The sequence below is a fragment of the Mycobacterium timonense genome, assembly GCF_025821985.1.
Classification (GTDB): domain Bacteria; phylum Actinomycetota; class Actinomycetes; order Mycobacteriales; family Mycobacteriaceae; genus Mycobacterium; species Mycobacterium avium.
Genome location: NZ_JACKSY010000096.1, coordinates 1 through 19,103 on the forward strand (window position 1 = coordinate 1; position 19,103 = coordinate 19,103).

At 62.0% G+C, this 19,103-nt stretch carries 11 protein-coding genes and 2 pseudogenes; 10 read left to right on the forward strand and 3 right to left on the reverse strand.

Translation table 11 applies throughout. The features are described from left to right. Positions 1 to 184 (forward strand): hypothetical protein (locus H7I87_RS20580; RefSeq protein ID WP_264002858.1); only part of this gene is annotated, 184 nt, incomplete at its 5' end. A 212-nt stretch (positions 185 to 396) separates the two neighbouring features. On the opposite strand, the gene H7I87_RS20585 is transcribed toward H7I87_RS20580, so the two are convergent. Beyond that, a complete protein-coding gene (locus H7I87_RS20585; protein WP_080708799.1) occupies positions 397 to 1,743 on the reverse strand; it encodes a PPE family protein, SVP subgroup in 1,347 nt (448 codons plus the stop codon). Between the two features lie 201 nt (positions 1,744 to 1,944). Further along, positions 1,945 to 3,705, reverse strand: coding sequence for an NAD-binding protein (locus tag H7I87_RS20590; RefSeq protein WP_023882525.1), 1,761 nt, complete (start codon positions 3,703 to 3,705; stop codon positions 1,945 to 1,947). 765 nt (positions 3,706 to 4,470) lie between these two features. Between H7I87_RS20590 and H7I87_RS20595 the strand changes: the two are divergent. From H7I87_RS20595 to H7I87_RS20605, 3 genes and pseudogenes are all read left to right on the forward strand, one after another. Further along, a pseudogene (locus H7I87_RS20595) lies at positions 4,471 to 6,384 on the forward strand (APC family permease); the annotation flags it as partial. Positions 6,385 to 6,477: 93 nt separating this feature from the next. After that, positions 6,478 to 8,463: pseudogene (locus tag H7I87_RS20600) on the forward strand (APC family permease); the annotation flags it as partial. 426 nt (positions 8,464 to 8,889) lie between these two features. Continuing rightward, complete coding sequence (locus H7I87_RS20605) at positions 8,890 to 10,476, forward strand: Na+/H+ antiporter (RefSeq protein ID WP_167380304.1); 1,587 nt, start codon at positions 8,890 to 8,892, stop codon at positions 10,474 to 10,476. A gap of 72 nt (positions 10,477 to 10,548) precedes the next feature. Here the strand turns inward: H7I87_RS20605 and H7I87_RS20610 are convergent, their stop codons facing one another. After that, positions 10,549 to 11,046, reverse strand: coding sequence for a hypothetical protein (locus H7I87_RS20610; RefSeq protein WP_139800187.1), 498 nt, complete (start codon positions 11,044 to 11,046; stop codon positions 10,549 to 10,551). Between the two features lie 1,153 nt (positions 11,047 to 12,199). Between H7I87_RS20610 and ahcY the strand changes: the two genes are divergently transcribed. The 6 genes from ahcY (at position 12,200) to H7I87_RS20640 (ending at position 18,888) form a co-directional block, all read left to right on the forward strand. Beyond that, positions 12,200 to 13,672: an adenosylhomocysteinase gene (ahcY, locus tag H7I87_RS20615; RefSeq protein WP_063967048.1), complete on the forward strand. Its 1,473-nt coding sequence runs from the start codon at positions 12,200 to 12,202 to the stop codon at positions 13,670 to 13,672. A gap of 59 nt (positions 13,673 to 13,731) precedes the next feature. Continuing rightward, a complete protein-coding gene (locus H7I87_RS20620; RefSeq protein WP_023880917.1) occupies positions 13,732 to 14,631 on the forward strand; it encodes a mycobacterial-type methylenetetrahydrofolate reductase in 900 nt (299 codons plus the stop codon). Between the two features lie 344 nt (positions 14,632 to 14,975). Then, the gene (locus tag H7I87_RS20625; RefSeq protein WP_023880918.1) at positions 14,976 to 15,659 is read left to right on the forward strand and encodes a class I SAM-dependent methyltransferase; all 684 of its coding nucleotides are present in this window, start codon (positions 14,976 to 14,978) and stop codon (positions 15,657 to 15,659) included. A gap of 423 nt (positions 15,660 to 16,082) precedes the next feature. Continuing rightward, positions 16,083 to 17,321 (forward strand): methionine adenosyltransferase, encoded by a 1,239-nt coding sequence (gene metK, locus H7I87_RS20630; RefSeq protein ID WP_023882594.1) that lies wholly within the window; start codon positions 16,083 to 16,085, stop codon positions 17,319 to 17,321. A 41-nt stretch (positions 17,322 to 17,362) separates the two neighbouring features. Further along, positions 17,363 to 17,782, forward strand: coding sequence for a glycine cleavage system protein GcvH (gene gcvH / locus H7I87_RS20635; protein ID WP_023882593.1), 420 nt, complete (start codon positions 17,363 to 17,365; stop codon positions 17,780 to 17,782). A 131-nt stretch (positions 17,783 to 17,913) separates the two neighbouring features. After that, positions 17,914 to 18,888, forward strand: a complete 975-nt coding sequence (locus H7I87_RS20640; RefSeq protein ID WP_023882592.1) for a carbohydrate kinase family protein — start codon at positions 17,914 to 17,916, stop codon at positions 18,886 to 18,888. Positions 18,889 to 19,103 lie beyond the last annotated feature (215 nt).

Genomic DNA, 19,103 nt, shown 5'->3' on the forward strand with positions numbered 1-19,103 from the left:
CCTTTGCTCGAGTGACTTTGGACGGTCCCTCGAAGAATCACGCGATGACCTTCATTCGTTCGGCTACGACACGCCGGGCATCCTGATCAGGCCCGACTCGTACACCACTCTGCTGGACGCAACCCTCCTTGTCGCCCTCACCCAGCGTGCACTGGCATCGCTGACGCGCAACCGCCATCTCTGACCGATCGTCCTCAGGAGCCGCTGACATGCGATGTGAGAACTTTCTCTACTGATATTAAAGACCTACCGCGTCGTCACCGAATGGAATCGCCGCCCACCCTCGAGCGCGCTCAAACCTGGACGACCACGTTTAAACTCCGAGCCTCTGCGTTCAGGGTTAAGAGGAGAGTGGCAACTCGCCCTAACAGTTACATCGGCGACGAACTTCGCAGTTCACTGGCCCAGCAGCCGATTACGCTGTGCGGTGTACTCCTCATCGGATATCAATCCCTCGTCGCGCAGTCTGGCGAACTCGCGTATCTCGGCGGCGATTCCCGTCACGACAGTGCGCGGCTCGTGCTGTGTGGCCGTCTGTTCATCTCCAATCCTTGGGGCTGTGGCGCTAACTGCCCGGGTCCCGGCCGGATTCGTGTCGCGTGGCTCGTGACCGCGTGCGCTGAGGCGATCGCGGATGGCGAGTCCAGCGGTGGCGGCTAGGGGTATCTCCTCCAATGAGCTACCCAGACTGGGTGTCAGCGCCTGTTGTGCGATACCGACAGGTGCCGCTGGCAATGCCAGCGCGATCGGGCGCACCGCGGGTGTCGCCACAGTCCAGGTTCGCGGTACTGATAGCGCGCCGACTGCGTCAGCCTCGCCCACCTGCGCCGACACCGCCTTGGAGACCATGTTCGCGGTTGCTGCCGGCGCGGAGGGCATCAGGCTCTTCACCACCGCCTCTGGCGAGGTTCCTGCGGCGTTCCAGCCGCTGACAATGTCATCCGTATGTAAACCGGTCTGGGCACCGACAAGGTCGATGGGAAGCGATATCGCGCCTATCGGGGCCAGTGGGGCATCGATTCCATAGGTAATCCCGTCGGCACCCAGTTCCAATAGATCCAATGGCGAGGAGATACCGAGTGCGGACGTCGCGGTGCTCAGCGTATCTGGCACTGAAAGAAGCGACCCCGAGGCATTCGAAGCGATGTTCTGGGCGGGTCCGGTGGCGACCTCACCGGCTTTACTGACCGCGCCTGCCTGGTTGGCATGCCCATTCGAAGTGGTGTTCCGTTGTGACGGACTGAAGGGCGTCAGCTGTGTTGCCGCCGCCGCCGAATCTGCGTAGGCATACATCGCGACCGCATCCTGGGCCCACATCTCACTGTATTGCGCTTCGGTGGCCGCGATCGCGGGGGTGTTTTGCCCTAATAGGTTTGTGGCAACCAGCGCGGCCAGTTGGCTGCGATTGGCCGCCACAACCGGCGGTGGAACCGTTGCCGCAAAGGCCGTTTCATAGGCCGCAGCGGCCGTCCTGGCCTGGCTGGATGTCTGCTCGGCCTGCGTGGCGATGCTACGCATCCATGCCACGTAGGAGTCGGCGGCTTCCGCCATGATTGCCGACGATGGCCCTAGCCACGGCCCCGCGGTGAGCCCTGAGACCACCGATGCATACGAGCTTGACGCCGAATGCAGTTCTGCAGCCAGCGTTTGCCATGCTTCCGCTGCGGCAAGCATTGGTCCCGAACCAGGGCCCGCGTATATGCGGCCGGAATTGACTTCCGGCGGTAGCGCAGCGAATTCCATTATGTGCAGGCCGTATTCGGGCGCACCAAAGCGACGGGTGCGAGCAACATACAAGCGCCGTTTTGGTGATACTGCCAGGACAACATGGGCTTTCCCCCGATGATCTGTGGATAATTGTATGGCTTTGCCCCGTTTGGTTCGGTGCGCAGACGATCGCGACTTCCGTTGTCGCAATGGCGTTTCCGGGATATCGGCTACATTTTAGACTGGGTTCACCTCGTGGCCAGACGGCAGCTCACCAGCAGTATCCGAGCCGTCGGTTAATGGCTGTCCCTTGCGTAACGTGGCCAGCAGTTCTCGGTATGGCCCTACAAGGTAGACAGTGTCGCCGGCAGCGAGTCGGGCATCGCGGCGCGGGTGTAGCCTGACCGGGGCGTCTTCCCGGGTGATGGCGATGACACGAGCTTGGGTTGACACCTCGAACATCTGCATGCCATCGAGTTCGCTGCCAGCCTGCACGCTCATGCCGCCGACCAAGAAGGATCGGTTTTCAACCGAGAAGGTTCCCAGTACCTGTAGGCCCATAGCGGCGCCGATGAACCACGGTGCGGCCAATTCAACCGTGGACCGGACGTTTTCAAAGCCGAATCGCTGGGCGACCGCGGATCCTAGGTCATGGTCGTAGACCCGCAATACGAGCGGAACCTTTGTCCACCGGTTGCCATCAAGTATCGGTTGGGCGCCCAGCATCTCGCGAATCACGATCCCCGTCTCGATGTTGACCATGTCGTCGCGCGTCAACACCGCCACGGCGCGAGCGGTATCGACGCGGGCGGCTTCCAGTGTCGGGCGCAACGTCGCATCGCCGAAGATGACGGGCACGTCGAGTTCGGCGGTTGTCGATAAGAAGGGGTTGTTCTGGTCGCGTTCGATGACCGCGACGTCGTATCCGGCTTTTATCAGATCGGTGACGACGCGCATTCCGAGGGCGCTCAACCCGACGACGATGATGTGGCTGCGCAGATGGCGCGCACGCGGTCGTACAGACAACGCTAGGAATCGGCGAGATAGCAACACGTCGGCGATAAAGGCTACAAGCAGAGCGGTAGTGGTCACACCACCCAGCATCAACAAGGCGGCGTAAAGCCGCAGCCACGTTGGCTGACCGATGAAGCTGAAGTCGCCATAGCCCGTCGTCGTGATCGTCTCATTGGTGAAGTAGAACGCGTCGGTCCAGGACATCCCGGGGTGTGTATAGGAGAAGTGCAGCAACGTCGTCGAGCCGATGACCAAAATGATCAGGGCGGCGATCACCGGATAGAAGGCGGGGTTGACCTCCCCGGGAAGGGCCCGCACTGCATACAGGACTCGACGAAAGCGCGACTGGCGTGCACGCATTCTGTCTTGGCTGTGTGGGACGCTGACGCCGCAGGCGGCCACCTCCTCGGTGGTGCCGATCATCGCCGTCCAGTCGCCGGCTTTCACGTGCAGATCCCGTCCCGGACATGCGATCACCTCAGCCGGGCTGGCGTCCTGGCGGTTGACCACCGCCACTGGGGCGAGGTCACCATAGATATCGCGCAGCGACGCATCGAACGGTGCCGCGGCGCCGAAGACAACGAATTCGATGCCCGACACCTCGAAGGGGTGCGTAGTACGGGCCAGGCATGCCTCGACAACGACCGGCGCCGCGAGATCGGCGACGCCTAAAATCGTGCTGGGACCGTCATCGACGGCGACAGCCGCCCGCAACACATCGTTGGCCACGCGAGCCACCACACGAATGTCGGGGTTAGCCTTGCGAGCAAGCAACGCGATTTCCAGGTTCGTTGCGTCGTCGTCTCCGGCACAAACAATTGCCGCCGCGCTGGCGACTCCGGCCCGGACGAGTTCGGTCTTGACGCGGGTGCCGGCAACCTCCGAACCGAGGAGCCTTGCGACACTTGCTCCTGCTCGTTTCAACTCCTCGACGATCGTCGTCGCCAGCGCGTCATCACCACTGACGATGATGCACCGGCTCACAGTGTCCGGCTCCTCTTCCTCGGGAAAACGCAGCGCTTGCCGATGCAGATATTCGCCATTTAAGCCTGTCGCTTCCGATCCTGGCGGACTCCGAAATCACTTCTGGCATAACCACACATCTTGCTGACCCTGTCGCCACTCGAATGTCGCTCCCACCTCCATCGAACTGGAGAACTCTGCGACCCATACGCAATCCTAACAACAGATTCCGCGGTGCCGCCATGGCAGAAGTGCCTGCTCGGTTCGGACTAAAGGGCTACCGGTCCTCCGTTGCTGTGAGTCTGCTTGGTGTTCGCCGAAAGTCGAATACTTACAGTGGCTCTATGTATTAACCATTAGCTTGGGCAACTTTATCCAGGCCAGCAGGCTAAAGCTAGCATCGTGCACTACGGAGGTTTCAAAGGTGCTTTGCTGCAAAGCAGTTGGCTCTTCTGACTATTAGCGGTTAAGGCGCATGCGCTTTCTAAAGGCCCAGTCCGTACGTGAACGCTGCTGTCAGATAGGACCGACTTAGTAGAGCTAAAAGTATTGTCGCACAAAGGATTTGATGTGCTGGTATCGCGGCGAGGGTATGTTACGTGAAGATTAACTAACTGAGAATGTCCTGGTAATGTTGCTGACAATTTGCTGATTCTGCGGCTTGCGGCGGCATGGGGCGCAAAGCGGCAGTTAGGCTTTCGGCGGATTTGGTGCATCAGGGTTCATACAGCCTAGCGGTGAGGAATATAGGGTGTGACGGCTCCTTTGGTTGGCGGGAACGGGAAGGTGGGCGGCCACAGGGCATGGTCATCTTTCTCTGACGTATGCAAACGCGGCTTCCTCGGAAAGCCAATGATCACGTCCCAGCTCGATCACGAGAAGTTGTCGAACCCCGTTGCGCTCGGGGTGCTGTCACCGGATGCGATCTCCTCGACCGCCTACGGCTCCGAGCAGATCATGATCGAACTGCTGCCGGCGGCAGGGATGGCCGCCTTCGCGTTGTTGCTTCCAATTACCGGCGTCATCCTGCTGATTTTGGTGCTGGTGGCCGCGTCATATCGTCAGGTCGTCATGGTCTATACGCGGTCCGGCGGATCGTACGTGGTGGCACGGGAGAACTTCGGCCCGCGGGTGGCACAGGTCGCCGCCGCGGCGCTGCTGATCGACTACGTGGTCACCGTCGCAGTGCAATGTGCGGCGGGGACCGTTGCGGTGGCTTCGGCGATACCGTTACTGGGTCCCTACAGCCTAGAAATCACCGTCGGAATGGTGCTGTTGATGTGCTTTGCCAACCTGCGCGGACTGCGCGAAGCGGGAGCACGTTTCGCGGTGCCCACCTATGCCTTCACGGCCATGGTTTCACTGACGATCGTCGTCGGGGTGATCCGTGAACTATGCGGCAACCTTCCTTCATACGATCCCGAGCACATCGTCGGAGCCGTACCGGTCCATCACGGCGGTGGGCTGATCATGGGTGCGACCGTTCTGATTGTGCTGCGCGCGTTCGCCAACGGCGGCTCGTCATTGACCGGGGTGGAGGCCATCTCCAACACCGTCACCGCATTCCGTAAGCCCGAAGGCAGCAACGCCCGTCGGGTAATGACCGTCATGGCCTGCATCCTCGCTTTCCTGCTCGCCGGCGTGGCGTGGCTGACGCACGTCACCCAAGCCGTACCGTACGTCGACGGATATCCGTCGGTATTATCCGAGATCGCCCGGGCCGTGTTCGGCCACGGGATGATCGGCAACATTCTCTACATCCTCGTCCAAGCGTCGACCGCGGCGATCCTCTACACCGGAGGCAATACCAGCTTCAATGGCTTTCCCGCGTTGGCCAGTTTCGTTGCGGGCGACCGCTTTCTGCCGCGCCCACTGATGAAACGCGGCCATCGCTTGGTGTTCTCCAATGGCATCCTCGCCCTGACCGCGCTATCCGTGGCACTGCTCGTCATCACCGGAGGGTCGGTCGATGCGCTGGTGCCGTTTTACGCGATCGGCGTGTTCACCGGATTCTCGATGGCCGGCTACGGCATGACCAAACACTATCTGAGCGTGCGCGGCCCGGGCTGGCGCCGCAACGTGTTGATCAACCTGTCGGCGGGTTTCCTCTCGACCATCGTGGTGGGTATCTTCGCGGTGGCCAAGTTCACCGAGGGCGCGTGGCTCATCGTCATCGTCTTTCCGCTGCTGGTGCTGGCACTGATGCGTCTCAACCGGCAATATCGCGCCGAGGCGTCGGTCCTGGAGATGTCGCGAACAGAACTTCCGCTCCTGGACCGATACACACGTCACCGGGTCTTTGTCTTCGTCGACGCCATCGACCTCGCCGCGGTGGAAGCGTTGCGATACGGAAACGGACTGCACGCCGACGAGCTCACCGTCGTGCATTTTGTGATCGACGCTGAGCGCGCTGCCCGGCTGCAAAAACGTTGGGAGGACTTCGAACACGACACCCCGCTGCGGCTGGTCGACTGCCCCGACCGCCACCTGACCAGGGCCGCACACGAGTTGGTCCTGCGAGTGCTGGCCGACCATCCGGAAGCCAGGGCGACCGTGCTCTTGCCACGCCGAACCTATTCGGCGCTCGTCGGTCGTCTCCTGCACGACCGCACGGCGGACAAGATTGCCCGCGCCGTCAGCCGTATTCCGGGCGCGGCGGCGCAGATCGTGCCCTATGACATCGAGTCCCGTATCTCGGAGGTCATCCGCGCCAGGTAGCGCGATCCGGCCCCGAGCCGAAATGGGCCAGTCCGTGGAGTGGCATCGTTTGAGAGTCCTCGAGGAGGGAATGTTGTGACGCAACCGAGTGGCGAAATACCGCTCTCCTTTACCGACAAATGCAAGCGGGTCTTTCTCGGGAAGCCGCTGACCACCGATCAGCTTGACGCGGAGAGGCTGTCGAATCCTGTTGCACTCGGGGCGCTTGCACCCGACGCGATCTCCTCAACTGCGTACGGTCCCGAGCAGATCATGATCGAACTGCTGCCGGCGGCAGGAATGGCAGCATTTGCGCTACTGCTTCCGATTACCGGGGTGATCCTGGTGATTCTGGCGCTGGTGTCCGTGTCGTATCGCCAGGTGGTCATGGCCTACACGCGGACCGGCGGTTCGTATATGGTCGCGCGGGAGAACTTTGGTCCACGGGTCGCACAGGTCGCCGCCGCGGCGCTGCTGATCGACTACGTGGTCACCGTGGCGGTACAGCCCGCCGCGGCGACGGTAGCGGTGGTCTCGGCGATTCCGCCTCTTCGTCCGTACCACCTGGAAATCACGGTAGCCGCCGTAGTGTTGATATGTCTGATCAACTTGCGTGGGCTGCGGCGGTCGGGTCGGACGTTCGCGATCACGACCTACTTCTTCATCGGCATGATCGCAGTGACCATCCTGACAGGTTTTGTCCGTGAAATCGTTTGGGGGCTACCAAAATACGGTCCACAACACCTTACCGGCGCAGTCTCGGTACATCAGGGCAGTGGGCTGGTAATGGGCGCGACGGTCCTGATCGTCTTGCGCGCCTTCGCCAATGGCGGAACCTCGCTGACGGGCATCGAAGCCTTGTCCAACACGGTCAGTATCTTCCGGAAGCCCGAAGGCATCAACGCCCGTCGAGTGCTCACCGTGATGGCATGCATCCTCGGGTTCTTACTGGCTGGTGTGGCCTGGCTGGCACACGCCACCCACGCAGTCCCATATCTCGATGAATACCCGTCGATGTTGTCTGAGATCACCCGGGCAGTCTTCGGCGACGGCGCGATCGGCAAAATCTTGTACTTCATGGTGCAGGCATCAACAGCGGCGATCCTGTTCACCGGTTGCAACACCAGCTTCAACGGGTTTCCCGCGTTGACCAGTTTCGTTGCCGAGGACCGTTTTCTGCCTCGACCACTGACCAAACGCGGCCACCGTCTGGTGTTCTCCAATGGCATCCTGACCCTCGCCGCGCTAGCTGTGGCACTGCTTCTCATCACCGAGGCAAAGGTGAGTGCGCTGGTGCCGTTTTATGCGATCGGTGTGTTCACCGCTTTCGCAATGGCCGGATACGGAATGGCCAAGCATCATCTGACCCGCCGCGCGCCGGGCTGGCGAGCGAAGGTAGCCGTGAATTTTGCAGCCGGGATCATGTCGACGATCGTGGTGGGCATCTTCGTGGTGGCCAAGTTCACCGAGGGCGCGTGGCTCATTGTGATCATCTTTCCCGCGCTGGTGCTGGTGTTGACGCGGCTCAACAAGAAATACGGTGACGAGGCCGCGGTGCTTGAGATGTCCCGCGCGGAAACGGTCGACCTGACCCGGCACCCCAGGCTTCAGGTGCTGGTGTTCGTGGATTCGATCGACCTCGCAGAGATTGAGGCCGTGCGTATTGCAAACGGACTGCATGCCGATGAGTTCACCGCCGTGCACTTCGTGATCGACGCCGATCACGCTATGTCGCTGCGGGCCCGCTGGGACCGCTTTGAACACCACACCCCGCTATGGCTGATCAACTGCCCGGATCGTCATCTGGCTCGGGCCGCGCATGAGTTGGTGATACGAGTGCTTACCGATCATCCCGACACCCGGGTGACGGTGTTGTTGCCGCGCCGGACATATTCGCCACTATTGGGTCGATTGCTGCACGACCGCACCGCCGACAAGATGGCCCGCGCGGTAAGCCGCATCCGGGACGCGACCGCGATTATCGTGCCCTACGACATCGAGTCGCGGATAGCACGCGTCGCCCCCAACGGATTTGAGCTCGATACCGCGGGACGCATCGAAAATGTCGAGAGGCCGGTGTCGAGCTCCGCAGCCGACTGAATGCGACTATCTCGCCAAATTGCCGTTTCGGCCAGCTGTGCCCAATGCAGATCTTTGCGCCGACTGAATTTGACGCGGATGGTCGCGAAGACCGTTGCCCGCGTTCACCTTCGGCAGCATCGATTGCTCGCCATCGCATCCACGTCACGGGAGTCGGCCAACGCATCAGGAGCGTTCTCCACAAGCCTCGTGTTTACTGCCTCCTCGATTGGCGGGCTGGGAAATGATCAAATACCATTTGCGGCAAGGTGGTTGGGGCCGGTGGCCCAAGCCACCCGATGAACCTTTCCGTCGCCGCCTTGTCGGCGATCATGGCGGGTGCAGCGCGGCCGCCATGCCCCAGCCAGGTCAACCCTTCGTCAGACAGATCCTTCATTCGCAACTGGCCCTAGTGCGGGAGGCGCCGATTTGATTCCGGCCACCTATACAATCCTTTTGCTCTGCGGCCCAGCAACGGCCATTGCTGCAGTGTGGGCGGCTGAGCGAATTGGCGTGCCATTTCCGATCCTGTTGGTTGGCGTCGGAGTATTCCTTAGTTGGTTTCCATGGACACCGTCACCGGAAATACCCCCCAAAATCGTGTTTTATCTGTTCCTGCCGCCACTGGTCTATTACGCGGCATTATTCGTAGCTCCGGACGATTTACGCAGACATGCCCGACTGGTTGTACTCCTGGCCGTGGGTTTGGTGGCGGTAACCGCTGCAGTGGTCGCCGGTGTGCTGACGAGTCTCATGGATCTTTCATGGGTCGCGGCCATCGTGGTAGGCGCGATCGTGGCACCGACCGACACTGTCTCGGCCACATCCATCTTCCGGAGACTGGATGCCCCTGAGGAACTCTCGACAATCATCGAAGGTGAAGGCCTTACTAACGACGGCACCGCACTAGTGCTCTACGCCGGTGCCGTCGGTACTGCAGTTGCGGGTGCAGTGCATCCCGGCCACCTCGCAATAACGTTCCTCATGGGTCCAGTGGGGGGAGCGGCGCTCGGTTTCACCATCGCCTGGGTGATGGTGAGGGTACGGCTACGTATGGATCATCCGGCACTGGAAATCACCATTTCGTTGGCCACTCCATACTTCACCTACGCCGCTGCGGATGCCGCCGGCATGTCAGGAGTATTGGCCACCGCCGTCGCGGGAGTTTATGTCGGCTCACGCATGAGCGACATCTATTCGCCCGGCGCCCGATTACAAGCGATCGCCTTCCTCGACGTGTTGGTCTTCCTGCTCAACGCTGTGCTGTTCATTCTGGTGGGTATACAACTTCACCGCCAAGTGCACTGGGCGCCGACCGGGCCGATTCTGCATCTTGCCATGGTGTTGGCGATTGTGGTTGCCATCGTGGTCGTGACCCGATTGGCATTCACTCTGGGGGGCCCGGTCCTCAGCAGGTTGCGTGGCCGTGGAGTGAGCGCGAAGGTCTGGCGGGAACGCTTGGTAGTGGGTTGGGCAGGCATGCGGGGCGGTGTGTCGCTTGCGGCGGCACTAGCCGTTCCCCTACGCCGCGATGACGGCGCACCCTTTCCCGACCGTGAACTTGTGGTCCTCATCGCCGGGGTGGTCGTCCTAACCACTCTCGTCATGCAGGGCGTCAGTCTCCCTTGGTTGCTTCGCCGACTCGGACTGAGGCCCAAGGACTTTCGAACGGAGGAGCACGAGGCCCGGCTATGTGCGGCCCGCGCGGCCTTGGAGTGGCTGGATAGCCGTTCCAGCAACGGTGGGGGTGACGAGGCCGCCGCTAATTCCGTGCGCGCACTGTACGAGGCGAGAATGCGGCGTCTGCAGACCGCCACCTCCAACCATCAGGGGACGAGCAATGCCGAAAATGATGTCGACGAACATCAAAACTACGTGGCATTGCGACTGCAGCTATTACGCGTCGAACGTTTAGAAATTCTGAATCTGCGGCGTAGTGGCCGCATAAATGCATCTGTATTGCGTTCCATCGAAAGGAACTTCGACCTCGAGGAATCTCGGCTCAGCGGCCCCTGACCACAGCCTGTCCCACTGCTGTCGGTCGATAGGTCCCCAGTGGTTTTGTCGCCATCTGTAACCTGAGGTTAGTCAGGTATCTGCTTCGTCCTGCGAATCACTGTTAAGCTCTTGTGCAATAGTGCCACTCCCTGCCGTGATCCTCGAGTTGTTCACGATTTTTGTGGCAATAGGTGCCACCAGCGCCTGCGTACGGGCATGCACCTCCACGACGGCGGCCGCATACTTGGCATGCAGCGTGACCGCTCGTGCATGGCCGGCGGCGATAATTTCATCGCGTTGGTCCAAGGTGGCATCGGCAATTTCGCGATGAGTTTCACAATCGACCTCATCGAGCAACGAGTTCAGCTCGTTGCGCAACTTTATTGCTTGAAGTATGCCGTCATGGAGGTGATCGAGGATTATCCCGATATTTTGATGATCTTCCCGCATTACTCGATGGGCCGCACTTGAATACCCGATGGTGTCTTTCGTTGTCTGCGGCAATGTTTCGATGGCGGAGCCATATATGCGACCCAGGCTGTTATGCGAGGCCTGTGCTGCGCGAAGTCTCGCAGACGTCGATTCCAATCCATCATGATATGACCACATCCATGGCGGTACAACATCTCGCGAGAAACGGCGATTCGAGGACTTCGGCATCATTGAAATCGCCCACCCGCCGAATGGCGAATTCCCGCGTTTCGCCGCCGCATGTTGGCCCACGGTGAGGCGTTAGTTCGTTGCCGTCGCATGAAAAGGGTCTCAGAGCCCAGCGGCGGCGAACCACAGCCAGCCGTACCTGGTGTTGCCGCGGACACGCACCAGTTTTTCGACGACCGACGGCACGGGGTATTGCTCATGCGGAGGCACCGCGGGCGAGAACCGCCAAAGACACTTGCAAATTCACGTCATTTGCCCATCTAGATAGTGCTGCAAGCGCCTCGTCGAAGGGATTTACTACCGCCCTTCCTGTGGGCGCCGCCGGACCGCCTCGTAAAGGATGGTGCTGCTGCAAAGCAGCGGGGCTTGCCGTCGCGTCACTGCTCGCGGGGGCGGCATCGTGGGGTCGCGGCGTATTTTCCATGCTCATCAGCATAAAAGAACGGCGCATCAAATGCCGTTACCCCACAGCGGATTAGCAGGCGTCATAGACGTTTTATTCAGGGATCGGGGCCCAGCGGTCCTGTGCCCGAATCGCTCTGGTGCTCGGCGATCGCGCGCCATCGAGGCCGGCACGGCAGGCATGAAGGACCTCGGGACGGAGACGAGGTCTTGCTTGCCGAGGATTCAGGTTGTGCCCGTGGGCATTTCGCGGCTGGCTGGGTAATCCACATCACTTCGGTGCGCCGATGACCCCACAGGGCTTTGACAGGTTTTATTGCTGGGAACAACAGTCGCCGAGGTGTATGTTCGGGGCGAGGTTACGCAACGATGCGCCCCTCCGATGATCTAGTCAGCAATAGATCGGTAACGCAGCCGTGACTTGCTTTCCAACTCATCGGGCTTTCTGCTGCCGAATGGGGTAGATGCTCACTCGCACCACCGCGTGCCTTGAACCAAGTAGGTACCAACGGAGGCCCGGCGCGGGTCATCGCAGGCCAGGCTAACCGCCACCGGGGAGTTCCACGGTGCGGCCGCTCCCTACAAGTCCCAGAACGATCAGGCTGATTTGGCCCGGTTTGGTAACCGTAAATCCGCTGCAGGGTTAATCCCAAGGCCGACAGGAGGATTGAGACATCCGATGACGACGACCGAAAATGCACTCACCCCCGACGTTCGAAACGGCATCGATTTCAAGGTCGCCGATTTGTCGTTGGCGGATTATGGTCGCCGGGACATCGAGCTCTCGGAGCAGGAGATGCCGGGTCTGATGTCGCTGCGCCGCGAGTACCACGACGTGCAGCCGCTCAAGGGCGCGCGCATCTCGGGTTCGCTGCACATGACCGTGCAGACCGCGGTGCTGATCGAGACCCTCGTCGCGCTGGGCGCCGAGGTGCGCTGGGCGTCCTGCAACATCTTCTCCACCCAGGACCACGCCGCCGCCGCGGTGGTTGTCGGCCCACACGGCACCCCGGAGGAGCCCAAGGGCGTGCCGGTGTACGCGTGGAAGGGCGAGACGCTCGAGGAGTACTGGTGGGCGGCCGAGCAGGTGCTGACGTGGCCCGACGAGCCCGCGAACATGATCTTGGACGACGGCGGTGACGCCACCATGCTGGTGCTGCGCGGCGCGCAGTACGAGAAGGCCGGCGTGGTTCCGCCCGACGAGGAAGACGACTCGACCGAGCACCGGGTGTTCCTCAACCTGCTGCGCAAGCGCTTCGAGACCGACAAGGACAAGTGGACCAAGATCGCCGCGTCGATCAAGGGCGTCTCCGAGGAGACCACCACCGGCGTGCTGCGGCTCTACCAGTTCGCCGCGGCCGGCGACCTGGCGTTCCCGGCGATCAACGTCAACGACTCGGTCACCAAGTCCAAGTTCGACAACAAGTACGGCTGCCGGCACTCGCTGATCGACGGCATCAACCGCGGCACCGACGTGCTGATCGGCGGCAAGAAGGTCCTCATCTGCGGCTACGGCGACGTCGGCAAGGGTTCGGCCGAGTCCGTGGCCGGCCAGGGTGCGCGGGTGACCGTCACCGAGATCGACCCGATCAACGCGCTGCAGGCGCTGATGGAGGGCTTCGACGTCAAGCGGGTGGAGGACGTGATCGGCGAGGCCGACATCGTCATCACCGCCACCGGCAACAAGGACATCATCACCCTCGAGCACATGAAGGCGATGAAGGACAAGGCGATCCTGGGCAACATCGGCCACTTCGACAACGAGATCCAGGTCGCCCGGTTGGAGAAGTCCGGCGCCACCAAGACCAACATCCGCCCGCAGGTCGACCTGTGGACCTTCGGCGACACCGGCAAGTCGATCATCGTGCTCTCCGAGGGCCGGCTGCTGAACCTGGGTAACGCGACGGGCCACCCGTCGTTCGTGATGAGCAACAGCTTCTCCAACCAGGTCATCGCGCAGATCGAGCTGTGGACCAAGAACGACGAGTACGACAACGAGGTCTACCGGCTGCCCAAGCACCTCGACGAGAAGGTGGCCCGCATCCACGTCGAGGCCCTCGGCGGCAAGCTGACCAAGCTCACCAAGGAGCAGGCCGAATACATCGGCGTCGACGTCGACGGCCCCTACAAGGCCGACCACTACCGCTACTGAGCCCGGGACCCCGGACTGGCGCGCCTGCCGCCCAGATCCTCAGGACGAACAGGAGCCGTGTGACCCTCAACACCATTGCGCTCGAGCTGGTGCCACCGAACGCCGACGAAGGTCGGGAGCGGGCACTCGAAGAGGCGCAGAAAGTGGTGCGGCATTCGGCCGACTCGGGCCTGGACGGCCGGATCCGGCACGTGATGATCCCCGGGATCATCGCCGAGGACGACGACCGTCCCGTTCCGATGAAGCCCAAGCTGGACGTGCTCGACTTCTGGTCGGTCGTCAAACCGGAACTGACCGGCATCAAGGGCTTGTGCACGCAGGTCACCGCGTTCATGGACGAGTCGTCGCTGCGGGGCCGACTCACCGAATTGTCCTCGGCCGGAATGGAAGGCGTGGTGTTCGTCGGCGTGCCGCGCACCATGAACGACGGCGAGGGATCCGGCGTCGCCCCGACCGACGCCCTGTCGATCTATCGCGAGCTGGTGACCAACCGGGGCGTGATCCTGATCCCCACCCGCGACGGCGAACAGGGCCGGTTCAACTTCAAGTGCGACCAGGGCGCCACCTACGGCATGACGCAGCTGCTGTACTCCGACGCGATCGTGGGCTTTCTGACCGAGTTCGCCAAGCAAACCGATCACCGGCCCGAGATCCTGCTGTCCTTTGGCTTCGTGCCTAAGATGGAAAGCCGCGTCGGACTGATCAACTGGCTCATCCAGGACCCGGGCAACGCCGCCGTGGCCGCTGAGCAGGAGTTCGTCCAAAACCTCGCCGCCTGCGAGCCGCCGCAGAAGCGTCAGCTGATGGTCGACCTCTACAAGCGCGTCATCGACGGGGTGGCCGACCTGGGCTTCCCGCTGAGCATCCATCTGGAGGCGACCTACGGGATTTCCGGTCCGGCGTTCCAGACCTTCGCGGAGATGCTCGCATACTGGTCACCGGCTAGCCGGCGGGTATAGCGCTACTGGTAGTGGCGCGTGGACTCTAACTGGGGTTGCCTTACCGCCCATCCAAGTCACCGCGAAAGATGCGGCTTTTTCTACATAGCCGACCATTGCGCATGCCAGCATGCTCTTGGGCATGGCGGTAATTCTGACTATTTCGCCTCTGGCGATCGGCCGCGCTGAGGTTCTAGGTCCGGCCAGGGTCAGCTCTTCGGGCGCGCCGATTTTCTGCAAAGCGAATTGTCAAAAATAGCGGCATTAATGGTCCGCGACCCCCCAGCCTGGGGATACCTGGCTTTACGAAAAGCAACAGGTTCTTCCGAGGTGCCTGTTAGAAACGCGCTATAAACTCATGCACTATGCCAACTTTTAATGTCAAAACCGTAGACTGGGACGAACTATACGACGGCAAGGCGTCATACGCCCCCGGAGAGCCTGGGTGGAATATTGGCGAGTTGCAACCCGCCTTGGCCGCTCTCGAACGAAAAGGGCTTTTTTCGGGACCTGTACTTGATTCCGGTTGTGGCGTCGGGGCTGCTTCATTAGCATTGGCCGAAAAAGGGTATGAAGTTGTCGGATTGGACAGGTCCAGCAACGCCATTGAACGCGCAAACAAAGCAGCCGCCGAATTGGGGCTGCCTGCGACTTTCCGCGTGGCCGACCTCAGCCAGTCAACCGGCTATGAAAATTACTTCAACACCGTTATCGACGGTCTCGTATTTCACTGCCTCCCCGAGGAGCTGAGGCATGGATACGTCGAGTCCAGTGCACGGGCGCTGAAACCAGGCGGCAAATTTTTCGCCCTCGTCTTCGCTACCGAGGCATTTCCACCCGACGCCGATTTCGGCCCGCGTCCGTTCACGGAGTCCCAATTGCGTTCCATCGTCGGTGAACACCTCATAGTGGATGACATCCAACCCGCCCGGGCCTGGATCAACGTCCCGACCACGCTGCCCGAAGGTTTCGAATACCGCAACGTCACTATCGGATGGGACGGTCGCGCGCAGCTACCGTCATGGCTGGTCAGCGCTCACCGTCAGTGACCAAGCCGGCCATGGACCACCAACAGAGCCATGGATCACCAACAGAAATGACAACCATGACCGCGAACCGATTTATAGGCTTGTGACCGTGGCGCGCGCATGGTGCCATCGCCGTCATCATGCGCGTCGCTCCACGGCTGCGACGGTGATACACGCTAGGTCGAATGACTGCAATAGAGCGCCGGCGGTGAAACGCCACGAGAGCATGCAGCTATATCCGAAACGTGGCTGAGCTTGGTGCACGCTTGCTGGTGTACCCAATCGTGGACAGGCAACAGAATCGCAATTCGAATAACACACCGGAAACTAAGTTGATGCACTGAGGACCATTCTCAGCGTCGACTGAGTTACGCCTGCCAAGATTATGGTCAGGCGGGCTTTGAGAAGGCGCGCGGCTCAGCAAGTTAACGAGGAAGGATTGGCATGAGCGAAAAGGGTCGCCTGTTTACCAGTGAGTCGGTGACTGAGGGACATCCCGACAAGATCTGTGACGCGATCAGCGACTCGGTCCTCGACGCGCTGCTGGCCGGGGACCCGCGCTCACGTGTCGCCGTCGAGACGGCCGTCACCACCGGTCAGGTTCATGTCATCGGCGAGGTCACCACGACCGCCAAGGACGCCTTCGCCGACATCACCAACACCGTTCGCGCGCGCATCCTCGACATCGGCTATGACTCCTCGGACAAGGGCTTCGACGGCGAGACCTGCGGGGTGAACATCGGCATCGGGCGTCAGTCGCCCGACATCGCCCAGGGTGTCGACACCGCCCACGAGGCGCGCGTCGAGGGCGCCGCTGACCCGCTGGACGCCCAGGGTGCCGGCGACCAGGGCCTGATGTTCGGCTACGCGATCAACGACACCCCGGAACTGATGCCGCTGCCAATCGCGCTGGCCCACCGGCTGTCGCGCAAGCTGACCGAGGTCCGCAAGAACGGCACGCTGCCCTACCTGCGCCCGGACGGCAAGACCCAGGTCACCATCGAGTACGAGGACAACGTTCCGACCCGGTTGGACACCGTGGTGGTCTCCACCCAGCACGCCGACGGGATCGACCTGGAAAAGACGCTGGATCCCGACATCCGCAAGCACGTCCTGGAGACCGTGCTCAAGGAGTTGGCGCACGAGACGCTGGACTCGTCAGCGACGCGGGTGCTGGTCAACCCGACCGGCAAGTTCGTCGTCGGCGGCCCGATGGGCGACGCCGGCCTGACCGGCCGCAAGATCATCGTCGACACCTACGGCGGCTGGGCGCGGCACGGCGGCGGGGCCTTTTCCGGCAAGGACCCGTCCAAGGTGGACCGGTCGGCGGCCTACGCGATGCGCTGGGTGGCCAAGAACATCGTCGCCGCCGGGCTGGCGGAGCGGGTCGAGGTGCAGGTGGCCTACGCCATCGGCAAGGCCGCCCCGGTCGGGCTGTTCATCGAGACGTTCGGCACCGCGACGGTCGACCCGGTCAAGATCGAAAAGATCGTGCCCGAGGTGTTCGACCTGCGTCCCGGCGCGATCATCCGCGACCTGGACCTGCTGCGCCCGATTTATGCGCAGACCGCCGCGTACGGGCACTTCGGTCGCACCGACGTCGAGCTGCCCTGGGAGCAGCTGAACAAGGTCGACGACCTCAAGCGCCATCTAGGCGCCGAGTTGTCCGCTGCCCAGCCTTAACCCGTGCGTCGAGAAACATCCGTCAGCAGAACAGGATTGCCGTGAGCAATACGCCAGCCGACCTGCACTACACCGCCGAACACGAGTGGGTTCGGCGCAGTGCGCAGGACAGGGTGCGGATCGGGATCACCGACTTCGCGCAGTCCGCTCTCGGCGACATCGTCTTCGTCCAGCTCCCCGACGTCAGCACTCAACTGACCGCCGGCGAATCCTTCGGCGAGGTGGAATCGACCAAATCCGTGTCGGACCTCTACGCCCCCCTAACCGGCAATGTGGCCGCAGTCAACCGCGATCTGGACACCAGCCCGCAGTTGATGAACTCCGACCCCTACGGCGCCGGCTGGCTGCTAGACATCCAAGTCGATGGATCCGAGATCGAGGCACTCGACTCGAGTATCGCAGCACTGCTGGATGCGGACACCTACCGCGCTACCCTCCACGAACCACCAAACACCTTGTGATCCAAGTGATTCAAAGCTGTTCGGGGTCAGCCGAGCCGCAAACACGACTCCCGGCCAGCCGTGGACGCGATGAGAGTCGTGAGGCGCCGCGACTTAGCTAAATAACGTTACTAACGAAGGATGGAGATTTCGTGACGATCGCGGTGACAGGTTCGATTGCGACCGACAACCTGATGCGGTTCCCCGGCCGATTTTCCGAGCACCTGCTGGCCGAGCACCTGCAGAAGGTGTCCCTGAGCTTCCTGGTCGACGACTTGGTGATTCACCGCGGCGGCGTGGCGGGCAACATCGCGTTCGCCATCGGTGTGCTGGGCGGCGACGTGGCGCTGGTCGGCGCGGCCGGTGACGATTTCGGCGAGTACCGCGACTGGCTGCAGTCCCACGGCGTCAACTGCGACCACGTGCTGATCTCGAAGACCGCGCACACCGCGCGCTTCGTATGCACCACCGACGAGGACATGGCCCAGATCGCGTCGTTCTATCCCGGCGCGATGTCCGAGGCCCGCAACATCAAGCTCGCCGACCTGGTGTCGTCGCAGGGCAAGCCGGACCTGGTGATCATCGGGGCCAACGACCCGGACGCGATGGTGGTGCACACCGAGGAGTGCCGCACGCTCGGCCTGCCATTCGCCGCCGACCCGTCCCAGCAGCTGCCCCGCCTGTCCGGCGACGAGATCGACAAGCTGGTCGACGGCGCGGCCTACCTGTTCACCAACGACTACGAGTGGGAGCTGTTGCGCTCCAAGACCGGCTGGTCCGAGGCCGATGTGCAGCAGAAGGTGGACCTGCGGGTCACGACGCTTGGCGCCAAGGGCGTCGACATCGTCGAGCGCGACGGGACCACCACCCACGTCGGCGTGGTGCCCGAGACCAGCCAGACCGACCCCACCGGCGTCGGCGACGCGTTCCGGGCCGGCTTCCTGACCGGGCGCAGCGCCGGGCTGAACCTCGAGCGTTCGGCGCAGCTGGGCTCGCTGGTGGCGGTGCTGGTGCTCGAGTCGACCGGAACCCAGGAGTGGGCGTGGGACCGCGAGGTCGCCAAGACCCGGCTGGCGGACGCCTACGGCGACGAGGCGGCCGCCGAGATCGCGGCGGTGCTCGCCTAATTCGGTCAGCCCTTCGCGCTCTGAGGTGCTTGGTCCAGTGCTACCTGCACACCAGGCAATGCGCCGCACGGCCAGTACCCCAAACGCCGAGCGGTCAAGTCCCGGGAAGTGGTGTAGTGCTGCGTGATCCGGTGGGTTAGGCGGTGAGTGCGGGCATGTCGTTGGCTCCTATGTCGGGGTTGTCGTCGGTGATGGTGGTCAGGCGGCAGCGGGTG